Genomic DNA, 18,366 nt, shown 5'->3' with positions numbered 1-18,366 from the left:
TTTGCATAGTGCTATTTCAAACTAGCTCTGACAAATAAGTCCATCTCTCAATCAATTTTTCCAATGTCTCATCTTGGAATGCGATTTCATCCATAATTTTTTGTGCTTTTTCAAAATCACTTCCAATATTATTTAATTCTTCTTGAAGTAATTCCAATTTTTGCTCCGCATCTGCTATTTTGCCATCGATTTCTTCCCATTCCTTTTTCTCCATATAACTCATTCTTTTTGGCTTATTCACACTTTTTGTCTCAGTTGGAGCAGCAGATTCCTTCATTTCTTTTTTGTTTTCCGCCTGTTTCAAATCTAAGTATTCACTGTAAATTCCGTAGAAGCGAGCAATGTTTCCATCACCATTAAATATTAAAAGCTGTTCCGTGGTTTTATCTAAATAATACCGATCATGTGAAACAGATATCACGACTCCCGGAAACTCCTCTAAATAGTCTTCTAACACCGTTAATGTTTGTGTATCCAAATCATTTGTCGGCTCATCCAGTAATAATACATTCGGTTTTTCCATTAATAACCTTAATAAATATAATCTTCTTTTTTCTCCTCCGGATAATTTCCGAATTGGTGTACCGTGTGTATATAATGGGAATAGAAATCTTTCCAGCATTTGTGCAGCTGATATGGTATCGCCGTCTTTTGTCGTAACGGAATCTCCATACTCACGAATGTATTCAATCATTCTCTTTGAATCATCCATGTCTTCATTTTCTTGCTTGTAATAAGCAATTTTAACGGTCTGTCCAGTTATTATTTTCCCGCTTGAAAGTGGGATCGTTCCAGCAAGAAGGTTCATAAAAGTGGACTTTCCGCTACCATTTTTCCCGATTATGCCTATTCGATCTCCCGGTTTTACAAGCCAATTAAAATCTTTTAAAATAACCCGTTCTCCAAACGCTTTATAAGCATCTACAAATTCAAACACTTGTTTACCTAGGCGACTCCCTTGAATGGCAAAATCCACATTTTCATTGACCGCAAGCTTGCCAATCGAAGACTCAAGCTTTTCAAATCGTTCTATTCTCGCCTTTTGCTTCGTGGTCCTTGCCTTTGCTCCACGTCTCATCCAAGCAAGCTCATTGCGGTAAAGATTCTTTCTTTTACTCTCTGTTGCCAGGCTTTCTTCTTCTCTTAATGATTTTGCCTCAATGAAAGCCTGATAATTACCTTTATAAGAATAAAGCTGGCCATGGTCTAATTCAAATATCCGATTGACAACCGAATCAAGAAAATAACGATCATGGGTCACAAGTAATAAAGCTCCGGGATATTTATTCAAGTAATCTTCCAACCATTTTACGGATTCATAGTCTAAATGGTTTGTTGGTTCGTCTAAAATTAATAAGTCTGGTGTTTCAATCAGTATCTGTGCTAAAGCTACCCGTTTCTTTTGTCCGCCTGACAGATTTCCAATTTTCCATGTATAATCGTGAATTCCCAATTTCGTTAATATTGTTTTGGCGTTAGCATTCGCATCCCAAGCATTTAAAGCATCCATTTGTTTGTGCAAGGAAAATAATTTATCTTGTAAATCGGAATTAGCAGGATCCTTCTCCATTTGAATTAATAGTGTTTCATACGATTTAAATAACTGGATAATCGCTGCTTCCCCTTGAAAGACCTGTTCTAAAACCGTTAATTCAGGATTTAATTCCGGGTTTTGGGATAAATATCCGATGGAATACTGATTCGGATGAATGATTTCTCCTGAATCCGGTTCATCTATTTTCGCCAGGATTTTAAGCAGACTTGATTTTCCTGTCCCATTCACCCCAATTATTCCTACTCTTTCCTTCTCACTTATGTGAAAGGAAATTTGGTTAAACAGTTGTTTCTCGCCGTATGTTTTTGAAAGTTCTTCAACTGTTATTGACTTCATAATCACCGTTCCATTCTTTATAAAATTGCTCCAGGAAAGTTTTTAAAAATTGATGTCTTTCTAAAGCAATTTGTTTCCCAGTTTTCGTAAGCATTTTATCCTTTAATAATAATAATTTTTCATAAAAATGATGGATTGTCGAGGATTTACCCTTTCGATAGTCTTCAATTGTCATATTTTCTCTTACTTGTAAGCCCGGATCATACAGGAGCTGCCCTTTTTTTCCTCCATAAGCAAAAGCTCTTGCAATTCCAATCGCGCCGATTGCATCCAGACGATCTGCATCTCTTACAGCCATTTGTTCAAATGTATGTAATGAAGACTCATTTCCGCCTTTAAAGGAGAGGGTCTCAATTATCTCGATTATTACTGCATGTAGATGTGGTGCGAGTGATAAGGAGGATAAAAAACTATTTAAATTATTTTTTCCTTCTTCTAGTGAAGAATTTAATTTTTCATCTGGAATATCGTGAAGTAATGAGGCCATTTCGATGACAAATAAATCTCCTTTTCCTTCACATTTTGCAATGTACAAAGCAAGGTTTCGAACACGATCTACATGAAACCAATCATGACCGGTCGAATCTGTTCCCATTTCTTGTTGAACAAAATCTTCCGTTCTTTTAATAATTTGTTCCACTCTGCTTCCTCTCCTCCTAAATAATATTTTACCATGATTATATATGAAAAAATATTAACCTGCTTTAAATAATAAAAGCCGTATTTGCGGTAAATACGGCCTTTATCGCTTAGGATATTATAAATTCATATTTGTAGATAACCTTTACGTCTAGCTGTAGCTCCAATTGGTTTACGCATTTGTTCATTTTAAATGATTTTTTATCTTAGGAAATACCTTCAATGCGTTATGAAAAAACACATCATCATAGTGTTTTTCCGGAATAAGTGACTTGATGAAATCTACATATGTCTTTATTGGAGCTAATGGCCAATCTGTACCGAAGACTAATCTTTCATAGTGATCACAAAACTCTAATGCATGCTTTAAATGATCGAAAAATCTGCTGTTTCGTTTCATTTTAAAATCTTGTTCAGTCCCCACTAGCAGCCCTGATAAATCTGCATACATGTTGGAATTCTTATAAACTACCTCTGCACCTGTCAAAACCCATGGATCCCCGAAATGGGCCATCATAAATCTTACTTTACGGTTCTTTACGGCCACTTCATCAAGAGTTAGTGGATGAGAATATTTTAAAAGTCCCCTCTCTGAATACGTATCACCTGTGTGAAACACCACGGGCATATCGTATTTTTCAGCCAAAGTATATATCGGATCGTACACCTTATCATATGCATAGAATGGATAGTAGCCTAAATAAATTTTGATTCCAACGACATTTGGTTTTTGAAGCTCCATTTCTAAGTTAATAAGTGAGTTTTCATTTAGGGTATATGGATTAACACCCGCACAGTACATAATATTAGAAGGTATGCTTTCTTCTAAATCCAAGCCCATTGGAGTTTCGGCTTCAGGGTCTGGAAAGCCGAGTCCATCTGTTTCTGTTAATCCCATGCCTATACCTAAAATTACTCCTGCATCCTTATATTCTTTTATTATTCCTTCATTAGAATAATTCACAAATGAAAGGTTTTGTGCTGTATGATGGAATTCTTTTATATCGGATAAATGCATATGTGCATCAATTATTTTCACAACTATTACTCCTAAAATTTAATTTTCAAACATTACAGCTTTAAAATAAACCAATTGCCTTGCCTTTTTCATCTACATCCATATTGTAGGCGGCAGGCTTCTTTGGCAGTCCTGGCATTGTCATAATATCTCCCGTAATAGCGACAATGAAACCGGCACCAAGCTTTGGTTTTAATTCTCTGACATGGACAATAAAATCCCTTGGTCTGCCTAGCTTACCAGGATCATCCGATAAAGAATACTGTGTTTTAGCCATACAAACAGGGAGTTTATCCCAGCCAAAGTTTTTAAATTCTTTTAATTGTTTCAAGGCTTGTGCAGAAAAATCTACATCCTTTCCACCGTAGACTGTTCTTATAATGGTCCTGATTTTTTCCTCCAATGACAAGTCCAATTCATAAATGGGCTGAAATGTTACATTATGACTATCCATCACCTCTAAGACTTTAGCTGCAAGCTCAATACCGCCTTGCCCGCCTTTTTCCCATACTTCTGTTAAAGCTACCGGAATTGTATTCTCGTCACACCAATTTTGCAAAAGCGAGATTTCGGAATTAGAATCATTGGTAAAACGATTAATCGCAACAACAAAAGGTAACCCAAACTGCTTAATCGTTTCTACATGTTTTTTAAGATTTTCGAGCCCCTTTTCCAATGCTGCAACATTTTCATTTGTCAGTTCAGATTTTTCTACTCCCCCGTGCATTTTTAGTGCTCGAATGGTAGCTACGATTACGACAGCGGATGGCTTTAATCCTGCTGATCTTGCCTTTATGTCTAAAAATTTTTCCGCTCCTAAATCTGCACCAAATCCTGATTCGGTAACAACATAGTCTGCTAACTTCAACGCTGTTTTCGTTGCCATTACACTGTTGCATCCGTGCGCAATATTTGCAAATGGTCCCCCGTGGACAAGTGCAGGAGTGTGTTCAATTGTTTGAACCAAATTTGGTTTAAGAGCATCTTTTAAAAGCAAGGCTAGTGAACCTTCAACCCCTAGATCACCAACTGTTACCGGCTGCTTATCATAATTGTAAGCAATGACCATCTTCGATAATCGAAGTTTTAAATCTTGAAGATTATTCGCTAAACATAGAACGGCCATTATTTCAGAGGCTACTGTAATATCAAAACCATCCTCTCTTGGTACACCTTGACCTGGTCCTCCAAGCCCAATAACAATTTGCCGTAAAGCACGATCATTTAAATCCAAACATCTCTTCCAAACAATCCTTCTTGGATCAATCTGCAACTGATTACCTTGATGGATATGGTTATCCATCAAAGCGGCAAGAGCGTTATTAGCTGTTGTTATGGCATGAATATCACCGGTAAAATGAAGATTAATATCCTCCATCGGCAAAACCTGAGAATAGCCGCCGCCTGTAGCTCCCCCTTTCATGCCCATGGTCGGACCTAAAGACGGTTCACGCAAAGCAATCATTACCTTTTTACCTATCAACTGGAGAGCATCACTTAGACCAACCGTAACCGTTGATTTTCCTTCTCCTGCAGGTGTCGGATTTATAGAAGTAACAAGTATTAATTTACCATCTTCATTGGATTGCAAACTATGTATTTTTTCATATGAAATCTTCGCTTTGTATTTACCGTATAAATCAAGGTCATCCTCTGTTAATCCTATTTTTTCTGCGATTTCTTTAATAGGCAATAAAGTAGATTCTTGGGCAATTTCAATATCTGTTTTCATTGTTTTGGTTTCACTCATTTTCTTTTCCTCCTTACGATTATTTTGTATTTAAATAATAGTTTAATTTTGGTAGATTTAACCCTTTGAATCATTAGAAAAATATACCTCTTCAAAAGGCTGTACTACAACAAAACCATTCCCTGAAAATTTCATTTGAATAGATTCCCCGCTGCCGCGTCCAAGAAAGGTTTTGAACGATACATCTGTCACGAAGTCGGGCTTTAATTGCCCGGACCATGCGACTGTCGCATGAGGATCTGTAAATACGGGATTATCGGGACTAACAATTAATGTTAGAGGTTCATAATGGGAAGTTATAGCAACTCGTCCATTTCCCTCTAGTTTCACATTAAAAATACCACCTGCAAGCATTCCAGCAATTCTTCTCATTAGTTTAATATCCCATTCGATGGTTTGTTCAAATGCTAATAAATTATTCCCATTTACAATTAGTGATTCATCTTTTAAATGGAGAATGGAAATTTTTTTTCCTTGATCGGCAATATATAATTTCCCATTCCCGGTTGCTTTCATAAGCGAAGTGCCTTCACCAGTTAATGCCTTTTTGAATAATCTGCGAAGGCCGTGTTCCAGCATTCTCTCCCGTACAAATTTAATATTCCCACGATAAGAAACCATGGAGCCTGCTTTTGCCCATACTTGTCCATTTAAATTGATTTCAAGAAGCCTAGAGGTTTCTAATTCAAATAAACCTTGATGCTTATCCTCTTGCTTTGTCTTTTGGATAAACTCCTGAATAGAATATCTTGAATCTTCCACCTGCAAATCACCCCTTAAGCTCCACTTTTTTTAAAATAAATAGAGTAATAAAGCTCAACGCCTGTTTCAGCTCATTTGAAAGTCCCTCGAGATGCTGTTCTGTAACTCCACGTTTATAAACATTCGTTTCGGCAACTTTTTCCCAGCCGTGCCTTATGGCGAGTTTTTCAAATTCCCATGGCATCATTGTATTGCATATTGCTTCTTTTTCTTCCAACCTTGGGAAACTATTTATTCGAGGCTTTGCAGTCGGTCCTAATATTCCAAAGCAGCCATAACCGTTATTTGTTAGAATTCTTTTTATTTCATTCAGGGCAATTAGAGGTCTTTCGGTCCATTCCAGTGAATTGATGGCCAATATTCCTTTAAATTGTCTATCTTCAAATGGTGTTTTAAGTATATTGCCTTGTACAAAGGTTAAGTTATCGTTTTCATAATTCCTGGCAAGTTTCACCATATTATCGGAAATATCCATTCCAATCACTTCATATCCATTCTTGCTCAATAAAGACGATCCAAAGCCATCCCCGCAACCGAGATCTGCTATTAATCCTTTAGGTACATATTTCGTAAAAAACGGAACTATTTCTTTTCGACTACCATGCAACCACATGTTTTTTGAATTAGAATGCCAGCTTTCCGCGTTAAGATCCCAACTTCTTTTCGATTCCTGATCCCATGAGAAGGAATTCACCTAAAATCTCCCCCCTTTAAATAACTTCATAACCTATAAAAATAATATTAAATATTTATGTTTGATTTCCCTCTAATTTAACCAAAATATTATTATCCTTTCATTTACTTCACATATTTTTACTCTATCTTTGTGAGGGATAAAAGGAATACAAAAACAAGGGAGTAAGTAAAGTGGAACATATTATTAAGGTTCAAAGAAATTATCAAGGTGATATTATAAGCTTCGAAACATCGGAAGGCAGAATTATTTCTTACCTAAAAGCGTTGATGGAAACGGAGAATGGAAAAATCGAAGGGACAAATATTGAATGGAATCATGACGGACACGCCTGTTTATATAATAACGATGAAAATGATAAATATTTCTCGAACTTCCCTCCTATATTTTAATAACAGTGCATGCGTTGGAGCTAGAGAAGCACTGCGCAGAATAAATCATTTATTTGATAATAGATTTAGACATTCTTCTATATAATGAAAAAGAACCGTCCTTTTGGCGGTTCTCCTACATTTCTTCTTCATTTTTCTCTTGTAGAATTTTTAATGCTTTTACACGTTCCGGATCTTCCTCAAAAAATTGTACTAAGTCACCAATTCTGTCAATAGAATTCCAGCTTAAATGATGTTCGATTCCTTCAACATCTTGATAGATGTTTTCCACTTTAACACCGATTATCTGAAGAAACTTTTCCAATAAATCATGACGATCTACCAGTCGTTTTCCAATTTTCTTGCCTTTCGATGTTAATATTAAGCCGCGGTATTTTTCATATACTAAATAATCATCTTTATCTAGCTTTTGTACCATTTTTGTTACAGAGGAGGGATGGACAGAAAGCGCTTCTGCAATATCTGATACACGTGCATATCCTTTACTTTCAATTAATAAGTAAATTTGTTCTATATAATCTTCCATACTTGGTGTTGGCATCCCTAAACCCCCATTATGTAAGGCTCTTTTCTTATGGTTACTGTTTCAAACTGAAAACAGTATAAATTTCTTCTTCCAACTAAATAATGGATTTTTTTGAAAAGATGCCCAGAAACTAAAACGTATTTTGATTTTCCACTATGTGCGAAAACTAAATGAATATGAAACAACTTTAATTGAACAGTAAGACTACATACTTCATTTATAATAGGCTCATCAATAAAATTTTACTATAGATACTGTAAATAAACAAGAAAACAACTGAATCTTACACCTTTAGGAGAAATTTTCACCTTTTTTCCTCCTATTCTGAAAAAATAAAAAATTACCTCATATATTCTTGACTCACTAATTCGGTTGGTGTATATTTATTTTAACATTAAACATATCGTTTATATTCTTTTAGATTATGCAAAGTATACGTTTGATGTTACATTTTTTCTTGGCACTATGTGCTTTAAAGATTTAGGAGGATTAAGAAACATGCAAAACGGTAAAGTAAAATGGTTTAATAACGAAAAAGGCTTTGGTTTTATTGAAGTTGAAGGCGGAGACGATGTATTTGTACACTTCACAGCAATTCAAGGTGAAGGCTTTAAAACGTTAGAAGAAGGCCAAGAAGTATCTTTTGAAATCGTTGAAGGTAACCGCGGACCTCAAGCTGCTAACGTAACTAAATTATCTTAATTATAAATGAACAAGGCTGGCATTTTTAATGTCAGCCTTTTATTGTTCATTTTTCAATGATAAAAAAACATATTTAATTGAGTTTCTTGCCAAATTCCTTTAATTTTTCCCCGACCGTACACTTTTCGATACAGAAACGATGGGCAAATGTTTTACCATGTTCCTTTTGCAAGGTTGATTTTATAAAGCATCCCTCACAATAATACTCTATGATTGAATCAACTTCCTTCAAAAGTTTTTTCCTTTCCATCAAATATCGTCCCTTTTATGGCTGTTTTCTTAAGTGGTTGCTTTTTTATTAAAAATATTTAATACATTCCTCATTCAGTATAAGAAAGCTTAACTACTTTCTTAAATAGATCCCCTGAAACGAACTATATGAGGAATTGTAATATATTACGAAAAGCAGCATTTTAATCGAAAACAGCCCTAATAAATTAGTTTATTTTAATATGACTAGATATACTTTTTCCAGCCAATGCCTGTGAAGCAAGCTGATCTGCTTCTTTATTATCTTTGCGTGATATTGGAATATAGGTTGGTTTTAATCCGAGCACACTCATCTTTTCTTCGATCCTGTCAAGCCAACCATTTAATACCTGTTCGAAACATGGCCACTCTCCCGATAATTGTCTCAGTACACCTTGGGAGTCCCCTTTAATAACACAAGGTATGTGGTGTGCACCAACTTCTTCCAATAAAGAAATGGCATTATATAATGCAATATATTCAGCTTCATTATTGGTTTGAATAGAATCAATTTTTCCGTTTTGCCTATATCGGTATTTCTCCGAGCCGATTTGATAATAAAGAACCATCCCAATACCAGCGGTACCTGTTTCCCGATCAAAACCACCGTCAAAATAAATTGTACATTCGCTGGGCTCTTTTTTGATTTGTTCCTTCAATTTTAAGTATTCCTTTTTAGTCCATTCCGATCCCATTTCGTCTATTATCGTTAAATCTTTTACACGTCCGGTATTATATATATCATCAATAGATCTGTCAAATGTATCAGCTGAAATCCAATCCGATTCAAATGGAATATCGGCTGTTTTTGAACCTCGGTACAGCCATTTAATTTTCACTTTCATATAATAACAACCCCTAGGATGAAATAAAGGCTACTTATGCATTATATCAGTTTACATATTAATTGATTTAATCATATTGTTTTCTTTTCCACATAATTTAAACCCAGAAGAACAAATGCGCAAGGCGCTTTTCTCATCTGAAGAAAACTTCCATATAAAATTTAACAAGTTTATAAAATTTATGATATTCTAACAAGTAGTCATTCTTTCTATATACAGCATTCCCATATTCACATGATATGTTGGTATAACCATGTTTAAGACATGAGCCATAGGTAAAAGGAGAGTAGCAATTGATTGAAGTTTATATAGATGGTGCCAGTGCTGGTGATCCGGGTGAAAGCGGCGCCGGAATCTTTATTAAAATAAATGGGAATGTGGAGCGATATTCCATTCCGCTAGGACATAAAAATAATCATGAGGCTGAGTACCTTGCATTAGTGAAGTGTATGGAAATTTGTATTCAAAATGGATATAAAGTAATATCCGTTCGATCCGATTCAAAAGCAGTCGTTCAAGCGGTCGAAAAGGAATTTGCAAAGAAGGAACCGTATCAGACTTTACTTAAAGAGATACTGACATTAGCAAAACAATTTGATTTATTTTTTATCAAGTGGGTTCCCAGCTCAGAAAACAAAACTGCTGACGAACTTGCAAGAAAAGCAATACGCTTGAATAAATAAAAAGGGGTTACATCATGAATAAGAAATTCTTGGCAGAATCAGGTTTACTGCTTGTTGCATTCATATGGGGATCAACTTTTGTAGTTGTACAAAATGCAATTGAATTCTTGCCGCCGTTAACGTTCAATGCGGTTCGTTTTTTCATTGCGGGCGTTATTATTTTCTTTATCTACTTTATTCAAGAAAAAGGGAAAATAAAGGCTACCGGAAAACAGCTTGTACCAGGGGTTCTGCTTGGTTTATGTCTATTTATCGGCTATTCCTTTCAAACTATCGGCCTTTTATACACAACACCTTCTAAAGCCGGATTTATAACGGGATTAAGCGTGGTTGTGGTGCCGCTGCTATCCTTTATTTTTTATAAAAACCGTCCTGCACCAAAAGCAATCATTGGTTCCATTGGAGCTGTGATAGGATTATATTTCTTAGTAGCGAAAAATAGCACTGGACTTTCGATTGGAGACGGATTCGTTCTTATTTGTGCTTTTGGATTTGCTTTTCACATTATACTTACTGATCGTGTGACAAAAAAGGTGCCAATTTTATTTTTAACTACTGTTCAAATTTTCACTGTATCCCTGCTATGTGCCGTAAGTGCCATTATATTTGAAAACTGGCAGGTAGTATTTGAAACTAGCCATATTCTTTCAAAAACAACAATTTTAGCGATGATTATTACATCCTTATTAGGTACTGCTTTTGCTTTTTTTATGCAGACTACTGCACAAAGATTCACTTCTCCTACAAAGGTCGGGATTATCTTAACAATGGAACCCGTTTTTGCAGCGATTACATCCTTCATCTTAACAAATGAAAGATTATCGTTATTTGGTACTGTCGGTTGTTTATTAATCTTTATTGGAATGATCATCAGTGAGCTTCCAATTGAAAAAACATTGGCCATTTCGTTCTTAAAAAATAAAAAATCGCTGGACCGCAAACTTTAAAAGCGAAAAAAGAGGCTGTATACCTCTTTTTTATTTTGTAATTAAACCAATCTTCTCAGCATATTCGAATGCTTGGTGTCTTGAATGAACATTATTTTGTTTTAATGATTCTAATATGGAAATATAGAAACTTCCATCAAATTCTTTTTGTGTTTTTAATGTAATTTCAATTGCTGCTTTTATGATAGAATCGCAAGCTCCAGTGTATTGCTTTCCAAAATATATAAACCCGATAACATCATCCGCAAATTTAAAGCCTTTTCTGCGAAGATCCAATAGAAAATCATCTAATGGCAATTCTTTCGTTTTCAACATACTCTCCCTCACTAACATGTCACGTAGAGATAATCCCCTTCTACTCACTTTTTTTATTTTACAATACTTTTAATAGCATGACTATATGGCAGTTTATGAAAATACTTAATATTGCTATAAGCGAATAAACATACTGTATAAAAGGGAATTCTAGATAAATGGAGGTGATGACAATGGCGAAAAAAAATAATAATCGAGGAAAAATGGCCCCTGGAGCTAACCCGCAAGGTTGGGGACAGGATACAGAATTTGCTGTTGATGATCCAAAATCCAAACTTGAAAATGCTGCAAAAAAAAGTAATAAAAAATAAATGAGAAGTAAAGCACCTTGCCATCAGCTTATGGATTTCGTAGCCTTCGAAGCAAGATTAGGGAACTCAGTGAGATATTGCAAGAACTGATGGTTGACTTATCGGGGTGAAGACGTAAAAACCCATAAGCCGATAGGAGCGGAGCTAATCATAAAAAAGAGCAATCACTGATTGCTCTTTTTTAGGCTTGTCTGGCAAGATTCGACCACTTGCTCCCGATAAGATGTCTTCGAATGCTCTTTAATTCTAATTCATCAATATAGGTTAAAAACGCAGGTGTAATATCCGTTAATACAGATTCTTCTATTCTAAAAGTTAAAGGCACATCACACCTTATTTCCGCTAGCTCTCGCGACATATGAAGCATATCAAGATCCTCTTCAATTTTTTTCCGTTGTGAAGGGGTTAATTGATGAAGATTACTTAGAAGTTCATTAATCGATCCATATTGTTGGATTAATTTTAAAGCCGTTTTTTCACCAATCCCTTTCACACCGGGATATCCATCACTAGTATCGCCCATTAAAGCTTTTACATCAATAAATTGACTTGGAGATATTCCATACTCTTCATAAAAAATATCATTGGAATATGTTTTATAATTTCCAAACCCTTTTTGAATAATGTTCACATGAATTTGATGATCTACTAGCTGCAACAGGTCTTTATCGCCAGTTAAGATTGATACCTGTAAGTCATTTTGCATGGATTTTGCAAGCGTTCCAATGCAGTCATCCGCTTCAAAACCGACAACTCCTATATTTGGAATATCAAATGCTGTCACTACCTCTTTCACTAAATCGAACTGAGGTATTAATTCAACAGGCGGTGCATCTCTGTTCGCTTTATATCCTTCAAATTTTTCATTACGAAATGTTTTACTGCCCATATCCCAACAAACAACTGCATGAGTAGGATTCATTTCTTCCAAAGCAGTAAGCAAATGTCTCATAAAACCTTGAACGGCATTAGTTGGCATTCCTTTAGAATTAATCATGTATTGACCGGTAACACTTGTAGCATAAAAGGCACGAAATAATAGTGCCATACCATCCACAAGTAATAATTGTGATGAGTTTTTCAAATAATCACCTCTACTATCATTTCATTGCTTATCCATTATACCATGGATTGATAAGAGACATTCCTATTCTCCTAATTCTACAGAATTTTCCTCATAGGATACCCAATCCGAATAACTACCAGCATAAAGTTTCACATTTTTATACCCCGCCTCTTTTAAAGCGATGAAATTTGGGGTTGCCGTTACGCCTGAACCGCAATAAACAATGATAGGCTTTTCTGGATCCATATGTGCAAATCTTTCTTTTTGTTTTTCAGCTGATTTCCAGCTGCCATTTATAAAACCATCTTCCCATACAATATTTATCGCTCCAGGAATATGTCCTGGCTTTTTATCAATTGGTTCCTCTAATCCTAAATAACGGTTTCTAGCACGAGAATCGATTAGAATAGCAGATTGGTTTGCTATTATATTTTTAATATCTTCATATGAAGCAAGCATGTTATCTTGAATATTTATGGAAAAGGTTGTCTTATCAAAAGCAGGTACTTCATGTGTACTGGTATAACCATTTTGGACCCATTTCGTATAGCCACCATCTAATATATATACTTTTGTATGGCCCAGATACGTTAATAACCACCAAAATCGGCCCGCATAGGAACCTTCTCCATTATCATAAGCAACCACTGTAGTAGATGCATCAATTCCCGCTCTTTCTAATTTTCCCTTTAATTGAAGTGAATCCGGCAAAGGATGTCTTCCACCGTGATCCGATGGTTTACTGGACAAATCATCCTCCAAATGAAAATAAAGGGCACCTGGAATATGACTATTCAAATATGCTTCCTTGCCCGCTTCTGGATTACCCAGAGTAAATCGGCAATCAATCACCCTTACATTAGAGTCTTCTAAATGATCCGCTAACCATTCTTGACTTTTAATATATTTCAACCCATCCACTCCCTTTTTCTTTTCTTTTTCCATTAGCCTAATAACATGTTCCTTCGGAGTCCAACAATTGAATTGATAATTAGGCTGCGTGTCATAGCCTAACCGATTACACTTGTAATTCATTTTTCCATGTATTCTCGCTGCTTGAAAGTGAATACATGTTGCACAAGCATGAAATCTGCTGCCTTTCATCCCCATTCCCCCGCATGTGAAAATGTTACTTTGCAATTTTCTCTCGAATAGCGGTCCATTCCTCAATATCGATTTTTTCATTTAACACTGCAAGCATTGCCTTAAATTGTTCGTTTGCATCCTCCTGGATATGTTGAAGCAGTTCTGCAAATTCCTTCACCACATATGGATTAAAATATTGCTCCATCCTAACTTTTTGCTCTTCCAGATACGTATCTGCAAGTGGCTGTAATAAATGTTGGAGTTCATCCTCCATCAGTTTCTTTTCATTTTTTTCAAAAAATGATTTAGCATTTTTAAAATACTTAAATGTTTTTTCTAATTGACTTCGGTCTATTTCAATAAATGCAGATGGAAATTCCGGTGTTGATATGGAACCTATTTCATAATCGGAAATCGAAATGGAAGATTGAATCTTAGATATCTGCTCTTGAAATTGATAAAGTTTTTTCCTAAATAAGTCTTTTACATAGTTCTCTATTCTTAAAGATGTGGCCCGCATTTCTTGTGCAAAGTCATAGCCTAAGCTCTCTAATAGTTCAATAAGCGCTTTATGCAATGCGGATTTTTGATTATTTTGTAATGTTGCTGGATTAAAAGCTTCTTTAAAGAAATCACTAAACCGATAAAATGTCCGTTGTTTTACATAAAATAATAATTCCTGCAGCTCTTGTTTAAGCTTCGTTAAAAAGATGGTTGGTGCAGCTTGCTTTAATAGCTCATCCATTTTTTCCTGATTCATTACCAATTGTTTTCTTCTATTTTCTTTTTCCTCTTGACTTTCCAATGCTGATCCAATCAGCTCATCAATCATTTTAACTGCTCTTTGAACTTCGTTAGCGGCTGATTGAATACTCATCCTCATTAAATCATTAGATAAAAAGGAGTCAAAAGAATTTTTAAATTCCACTATACCAGATTGTTGATTTTCATTTTGGAGTGCCAAAAGACTGGATACTCCAAATAACTTAGGAAAACGAATACCATATTGGGTTAATTGCTCATACACATAGCTTTTTACATCATTTAATTCTTCTTCTGAATCTGCTAGGTCAATTGCATTTACAATAAAGAACATTTTATCCAGTTCGAATGCGTCTTTTACCCTTCCCAATTGAATTAAAAATTCCCTGTCCGCTTTGGAAAAAGCATGATTATAATAAGTTACAAAGAGAACCGCATCGGAATTCTTAATATATTCAAAGGCTACACCTGTATGTCTAGCATTAATGGAATCTGCCCCAGGAGTATCAACAAGCGTTATTCCCTGTCTTGTCAACTCACTGTCAAAATAAAGATCAATTGATTCTACAAAGCATGATTGTGACTCATTTGCAACAAATCCCCTGAATTCTTGTAAACCTGCAATGATATTTTCACCAAGCTTATCTTTATACACTTCATACCCTTTTAAAAATGCATGTAAAAAGGAGAGGTGAATTTTCTCACGGGCTTCTTTTGTCTCTTTTATTTGCAAAATAATAGATCCTGCTTCATCCAAGCTTTCACACGCAGCATTAAATTCTTTTAAAGATTTTTGAATGTCGTCCAATAACTGTTTTTTACTTTTCAGATGAATAACAGCTGTTCCATGTGAATATTCCTTGGTAGGGGGACAAATTCGATTTATTGCTGCTGTTGTCGGATTTGGTGAAACAGGTAAAACCTTCTCACCAATAAGCGCGTTTGCAAAGGATGATTTCCCGGCGCTGAATGCTCCAAATAAGGCAATGGTAAATTGTTTATTTTCAATTCTTGATTTTTTAGACAGTAAATGTTCTGTTATCCGTGCAAATCCAGCTTTATTTTTTAGAAGATCAGCTGTTAACTGCAATTTATTTACGATTATTTCAGATGAAACGGATTCTTTCTCTATCCTTTGATTATCGTCGGTTTCAACAACTTGAGGATCTAATTGTTTAACTGTTAGCTCCATTTTTTGGTCATTAGAATATATTCGAAATTTTGTTTGCTCTTCCTGCCATTTTTTCTGAATACCTTGATAAACCTCTTTACTATCAACAACTGGCTTAAACACCAATTCTTCTTTTTCATTTCTCGTAATCGCAATTTCTTGAAGTTTTCTTATAGCATCAGTGTATTTTTTCACACCGCTTAACTCTGCTTCAAGCGTGTTAAGTTCATTTTGAATTTCAGCTTTCATTATTTCTTCAACTTGCAATTTAAACCTTTCCAGCTCTTGATTTGCTAATTTTTTTAGGGATTCCGCTACCTCATCACAATAATGAAGCACATATTCCCCTGACATTCTTGCCCCATGTCTAACTAAATTTCTTAATAAGTCGGTTTCAAATTGAATAGATAAATTTTGAGCTTCTAACTGTAATTCATCATTGGCAAGTTTCGCTTTTTTTAATATGCTTCCGGCAAATTCCCTAATATGCCAAACAAGTTGTGAATCTGTTTGTGTTTTTAGTTGATTAAAAAACTCCTCTAATCTTTTTACACGCTCTTCTTCCGTTTTCTTCTTACTAAATAATAGTCCCATCTTAAAATCCGGCTGAGCAGATTCCAAATATTCTTTGGCAAGCTCTCTTATCTGAAAAGGCATTAAATAAGCGCTCTTTAGTATTTTTGTTCTCTCATCGTCAAAGGATTTTCTCCAATTTTCAAGTTGTACTTGCAATTTATTCATTTTGTCGATGAGATCTTGTTCTTTCGATAAAATAGATTGCTTCTCGCTAGCTGATAAATCTTGCAAACTTTCTTTAAAACGGGCACCTTGGTCTTCCTCTTGTTCGACTAACCATTTAAAGTGCTCCTGAATTAACAGATTAACGGCCGATTGAGCAGAAGATGAAATGCGGCTATCTTTTTGATTTAATACTTCATTTACAAGTGATTTCACTTTGGCAAACTCGTTATGTTCGTTGCTGCTTTTCTTTAATGTTGTATAGAAAATTCCGTTTGGATGTACATTCCATGCAGAAAATGATTCTTCTACCGATTGTTTGAACTCGGAAAAGGACAATTCCTCGTCCTTATGCTTATCAATTTGATTAATAATTAAGTAGAGCTCCACTCCATGCTGCAATAACTCTTTCGTATATTGAAAATTCAATTCTGATTGTACATGGTTATAATCCATCACATAGAAAACAATATCAGCCAGATGTATTGCTGATTCCGTTGAAATTCGATGTGCGTCATCAGTGGAATCTACCCCTGGTGTGTCCATGATGATAACTTGTTCAGGAAGATCCGTTTGTTTTTTCCCAATTTCAATTTCGGTTACATTCCCATTTTTGCAAAATTCCTTCACTGCCTGGAAATCGTATGGAGCCTCGAAAAGATAAGGGGCTTCATCTTTATAAAAAACCTTTGCATAATCAGTGGATGTTTTATGGATTTTTACTAGGTTTGCACTAGTTGGAATTGGACTTGATGGTAATAGTTTTTCCCCTAGTAATGTATTAATCATGGTTGACTTTCCTGCAGAAAAATGACCGCAAAATGCAATAATAAAATCTTTGTTATTTATTTTTTTTAGCAGCTTTTCAGATTTTTCCGCTCTTTGCAAATCACCATTTTGCTTAAAGCGTTCATACAAGCTTATTAGTTGATCGATTGCTTCAGTGGAATTGCCTAATTCAATTGTTTTTGTCATGATGGTACAAACTCCCTAAAAATAAATTATTTCTTTCTTTCATTGTAACGGATTTTACGTTGTTTCCCAAGAATCTTTTCTAACAAAGGTTGCTTATGCGGACAACAACCAAATAAACATCCTTAGCTGAAAAAAAAAAAGGGATAACCTCTGTATGAAAAAACTAAGACTATATTAGGATTTATAACCATTTACGAAAGGTAACAATCTGTTTGAAAACAGGCTTTTCCAATAAAAAACGTTTATCTTTAACGGATAAACGTTTTTCGAATTGAATTTTTACTTTTCCCTTTTCAAGTGAATTAAAAATCGCCTTTCCATATTTTGTACTTTCAAATAATCTGTATGCAAACTAAGCATCCTCTCCTCCGTCGGAATTCTTACGGATAAGATAAGCAGATTAAAAATAAAAAATGCAATTAATGTGTAGTATGCTTGGAATAATAAAGGGATTATAATTAATTCTAATGTAACAATGATATAATTGGGATGTTTCAGCCAACGATATGGTCCTTTTTTGATGATTTTTGCATCCGGTAAAACAAGTATTTTTGTATTCCAAAATCTGCCCAAGGATATAATTACCCAAACTCTCCCAATTTGACTCAGTATGAACAGAGCAATGAGTATCCACCAATTTGCAATCAACGACCTTTTAAGACCAAATACTTCTGCTAATAAAGAAAGGATAAAGCATGAATGAATCAACACCATTAATTTATAATGATTTTTTCCCGCTTCCACTCCCCCTTGCTTTTTAATCCATATTTCATTTTTCTTGGCAATCCATAATTCAACGATTCGTTGGATAATAATGACACTTATAAAAATGACGAAAAACAAT

19 protein-coding genes are annotated in these 18,366 nt (G+C 35.0%); 5 read left to right on the top strand and 14 right to left on the bottom strand.

The window, feature by feature from the left end; genetic code table 11:
- Positions 1–16: 16 nt before the first annotated feature.
- From NSQ59_RS11625 to NSQ59_RS11600, 6 genes are all read right to left on the bottom strand, one after another.
- Positions 17–1,891, bottom strand: coding sequence for an ABC-F family ATP-binding cassette domain-containing protein (locus NSQ59_RS11625; protein ID WP_340831296.1), 1,875 nt, complete (start codon positions 1,889–1,891; stop codon positions 17–19).
- Positions 1,872–2,486, bottom strand: coding sequence for an HD domain-containing protein (locus NSQ59_RS11620; protein ID WP_055741204.1), 615 nt, complete (start codon positions 2,484–2,486; stop codon positions 1,872–1,874). Before NSQ59_RS11620 ends, NSQ59_RS11625 begins: the two co-directional genes overlap by 20 nt.
- A 228-nt stretch (positions 2,487–2,714) precedes the next feature.
- Positions 2,715–3,569, bottom strand: a complete 855-nt coding sequence (locus NSQ59_RS11615) for an amidohydrolase family protein (RefSeq protein ID WP_055739498.1) — start codon at positions 3,567–3,569, stop codon at positions 2,715–2,717.
- A 40-nt stretch (positions 3,570–3,609) separates the two neighbouring features.
- Entirely contained in the window at positions 3,610–5,298 is a 1,689-nt protein-coding gene (locus NSQ59_RS11610) for a formate--tetrahydrofolate ligase (RefSeq protein ID WP_340831294.1), read from the bottom strand.
- 57 nt (positions 5,299–5,355) lie between these two features.
- Positions 5,356–6,060: an AIM24 family protein gene (locus NSQ59_RS11605; RefSeq protein ID WP_340831292.1), complete on the bottom strand. Its 705-nt coding sequence runs from the start codon at positions 6,058–6,060 to the stop codon at positions 5,356–5,358.
- 7 nt (positions 6,061–6,067) lie between these two features.
- The gene (locus NSQ59_RS11600) at positions 6,068–6,754 is read right to left on the bottom strand and encodes a class I SAM-dependent methyltransferase (protein WP_340831290.1); all 687 of its coding nucleotides are present in this window, start codon (positions 6,752–6,754) and stop codon (positions 6,068–6,070) included.
- Between the two features lie 173 nt (positions 6,755–6,927).
- Between NSQ59_RS11600 and NSQ59_RS11595 the strand changes: the two genes are divergently transcribed.
- A complete protein-coding gene (locus NSQ59_RS11595; protein WP_055739495.1) occupies positions 6,928–7,146 on the top strand; it encodes a DUF3892 domain-containing protein in 219 nt (72 codons plus the stop codon).
- 115 nt (positions 7,147–7,261) lie between these two features.
- On the opposite strand, the gene mntR is transcribed toward NSQ59_RS11595, so the two are convergent.
- Positions 7,262–7,687 carry a transcriptional regulator MntR gene (mntR, locus tag NSQ59_RS11590; RefSeq protein WP_055739494.1) on the bottom strand — a complete coding sequence of 142 codons (426 nt, stop codon included), beginning with the start codon at positions 7,685–7,687 and terminating at the stop codon, positions 7,262–7,264.
- A gap of 483 nt (positions 7,688–8,170) precedes the next feature.
- On the opposite strand from mntR, the gene cspD reads away from it, so the two are divergent.
- Positions 8,171–8,374, top strand: a complete 204-nt coding sequence (gene cspD / locus NSQ59_RS11585; RefSeq protein WP_055739493.1) for a cold-shock protein CspD — start codon at positions 8,171–8,173, stop codon at positions 8,372–8,374.
- 73 nt (positions 8,375–8,447) lie between these two features.
- On the opposite strand, the gene NSQ59_RS11580 is transcribed toward cspD, so the two are convergent.
- Positions 8,448–8,624 carry a zinc-finger domain-containing protein gene (locus tag NSQ59_RS11580; RefSeq protein ID WP_083489287.1) on the bottom strand — a complete coding sequence of 59 codons (177 nt, stop codon included), beginning with the start codon at positions 8,622–8,624 and terminating at the stop codon, positions 8,448–8,450.
- Between the two features lie 187 nt (positions 8,625–8,811).
- Positions 8,812–9,468 (bottom strand): reverse transcriptase-like protein, encoded by a 657-nt coding sequence (locus NSQ59_RS11575; protein WP_340831285.1) that lies wholly within the window; start codon positions 9,466–9,468, stop codon positions 8,812–8,814.
- Positions 9,469–9,761: 293 nt separating this feature from the next.
- Between NSQ59_RS11575 and NSQ59_RS11570 the strand changes: the two genes are divergently transcribed.
- Positions 9,762–10,151, top strand: coding sequence for a reverse transcriptase-like protein (locus tag NSQ59_RS11570; RefSeq protein WP_340831283.1), 390 nt, complete (start codon positions 9,762–9,764; stop codon positions 10,149–10,151).
- A 14-nt stretch (positions 10,152–10,165) separates the two neighbouring features.
- Positions 10,166–11,098, top strand: a complete 933-nt coding sequence (locus NSQ59_RS11565) for a DMT family transporter (protein WP_055739490.1) — start codon at positions 10,166–10,168, stop codon at positions 11,096–11,098.
- A gap of 30 nt (positions 11,099–11,128) precedes the next feature.
- On the opposite strand, the gene NSQ59_RS11560 is transcribed toward NSQ59_RS11565, so the two are convergent.
- A complete protein-coding gene (locus NSQ59_RS11560) occupies positions 11,129–11,413 on the bottom strand; it encodes a DUF6123 family protein (protein WP_055739489.1) in 285 nt (94 codons plus the stop codon).
- A gap of 173 nt (positions 11,414–11,586) precedes the next feature.
- On the opposite strand from NSQ59_RS11560, the gene NSQ59_RS11555 reads away from it, so the two are divergent.
- Complete coding sequence (locus tag NSQ59_RS11555; protein ID WP_055739488.1) at positions 11,587–11,724, top strand: hypothetical protein; 138 nt, start codon at positions 11,587–11,589, stop codon at positions 11,722–11,724.
- 181 nt (positions 11,725–11,905) lie between these two features.
- Here the strand turns inward: NSQ59_RS11555 and NSQ59_RS11550 are convergent, their stop codons facing one another.
- The 4 genes from NSQ59_RS11550 to NSQ59_RS11535 all read right to left on the bottom strand — a co-directional run bounded on the left by NSQ59_RS11550 (position 11,906) and on the right by NSQ59_RS11535 (position 18,365).
- Positions 11,906–12,808, bottom strand: a complete 903-nt coding sequence (locus tag NSQ59_RS11550) for a 5'-3' exonuclease (protein ID WP_340831281.1) — start codon at positions 12,806–12,808, stop codon at positions 11,906–11,908.
- 63 nt (positions 12,809–12,871) lie between these two features.
- On the bottom strand, positions 12,872–13,894 hold the full coding sequence (locus tag NSQ59_RS11545) for a sulfurtransferase (RefSeq protein ID WP_340831278.1): 1,023 nt from the start codon (positions 13,892–13,894) through the stop codon (positions 12,872–12,874).
- Positions 13,895–13,919: 25 nt separating this feature from the next.
- Entirely contained in the window at positions 13,920–17,522 is a 3,603-nt protein-coding gene (locus NSQ59_RS11540) for a dynamin family protein (protein ID WP_340831276.1), read from the bottom strand.
- 279 nt (positions 17,523–17,801) lie between these two features.
- Entirely contained in the window at positions 17,802–18,365 is a 564-nt protein-coding gene (locus NSQ59_RS11535) for an isoprenylcysteine carboxyl methyltransferase family protein (RefSeq protein WP_055739485.1), read from the bottom strand.
- Position 18,366 lies beyond the last annotated feature (1 nt).

The organism is Margalitia sp. FSL K6-0131 (assembly GCF_038008735.1).
Taxonomy (GTDB): Bacteria; Bacillota; Bacilli; order Bacillales; family Bacillaceae_C; genus Margalitia; species Margalitia shackletonii.
The sequence above is the reverse complement of the archived record's forward strand: the minus strand, read 5'-3'. Positions and strand labels throughout refer to the sequence as shown.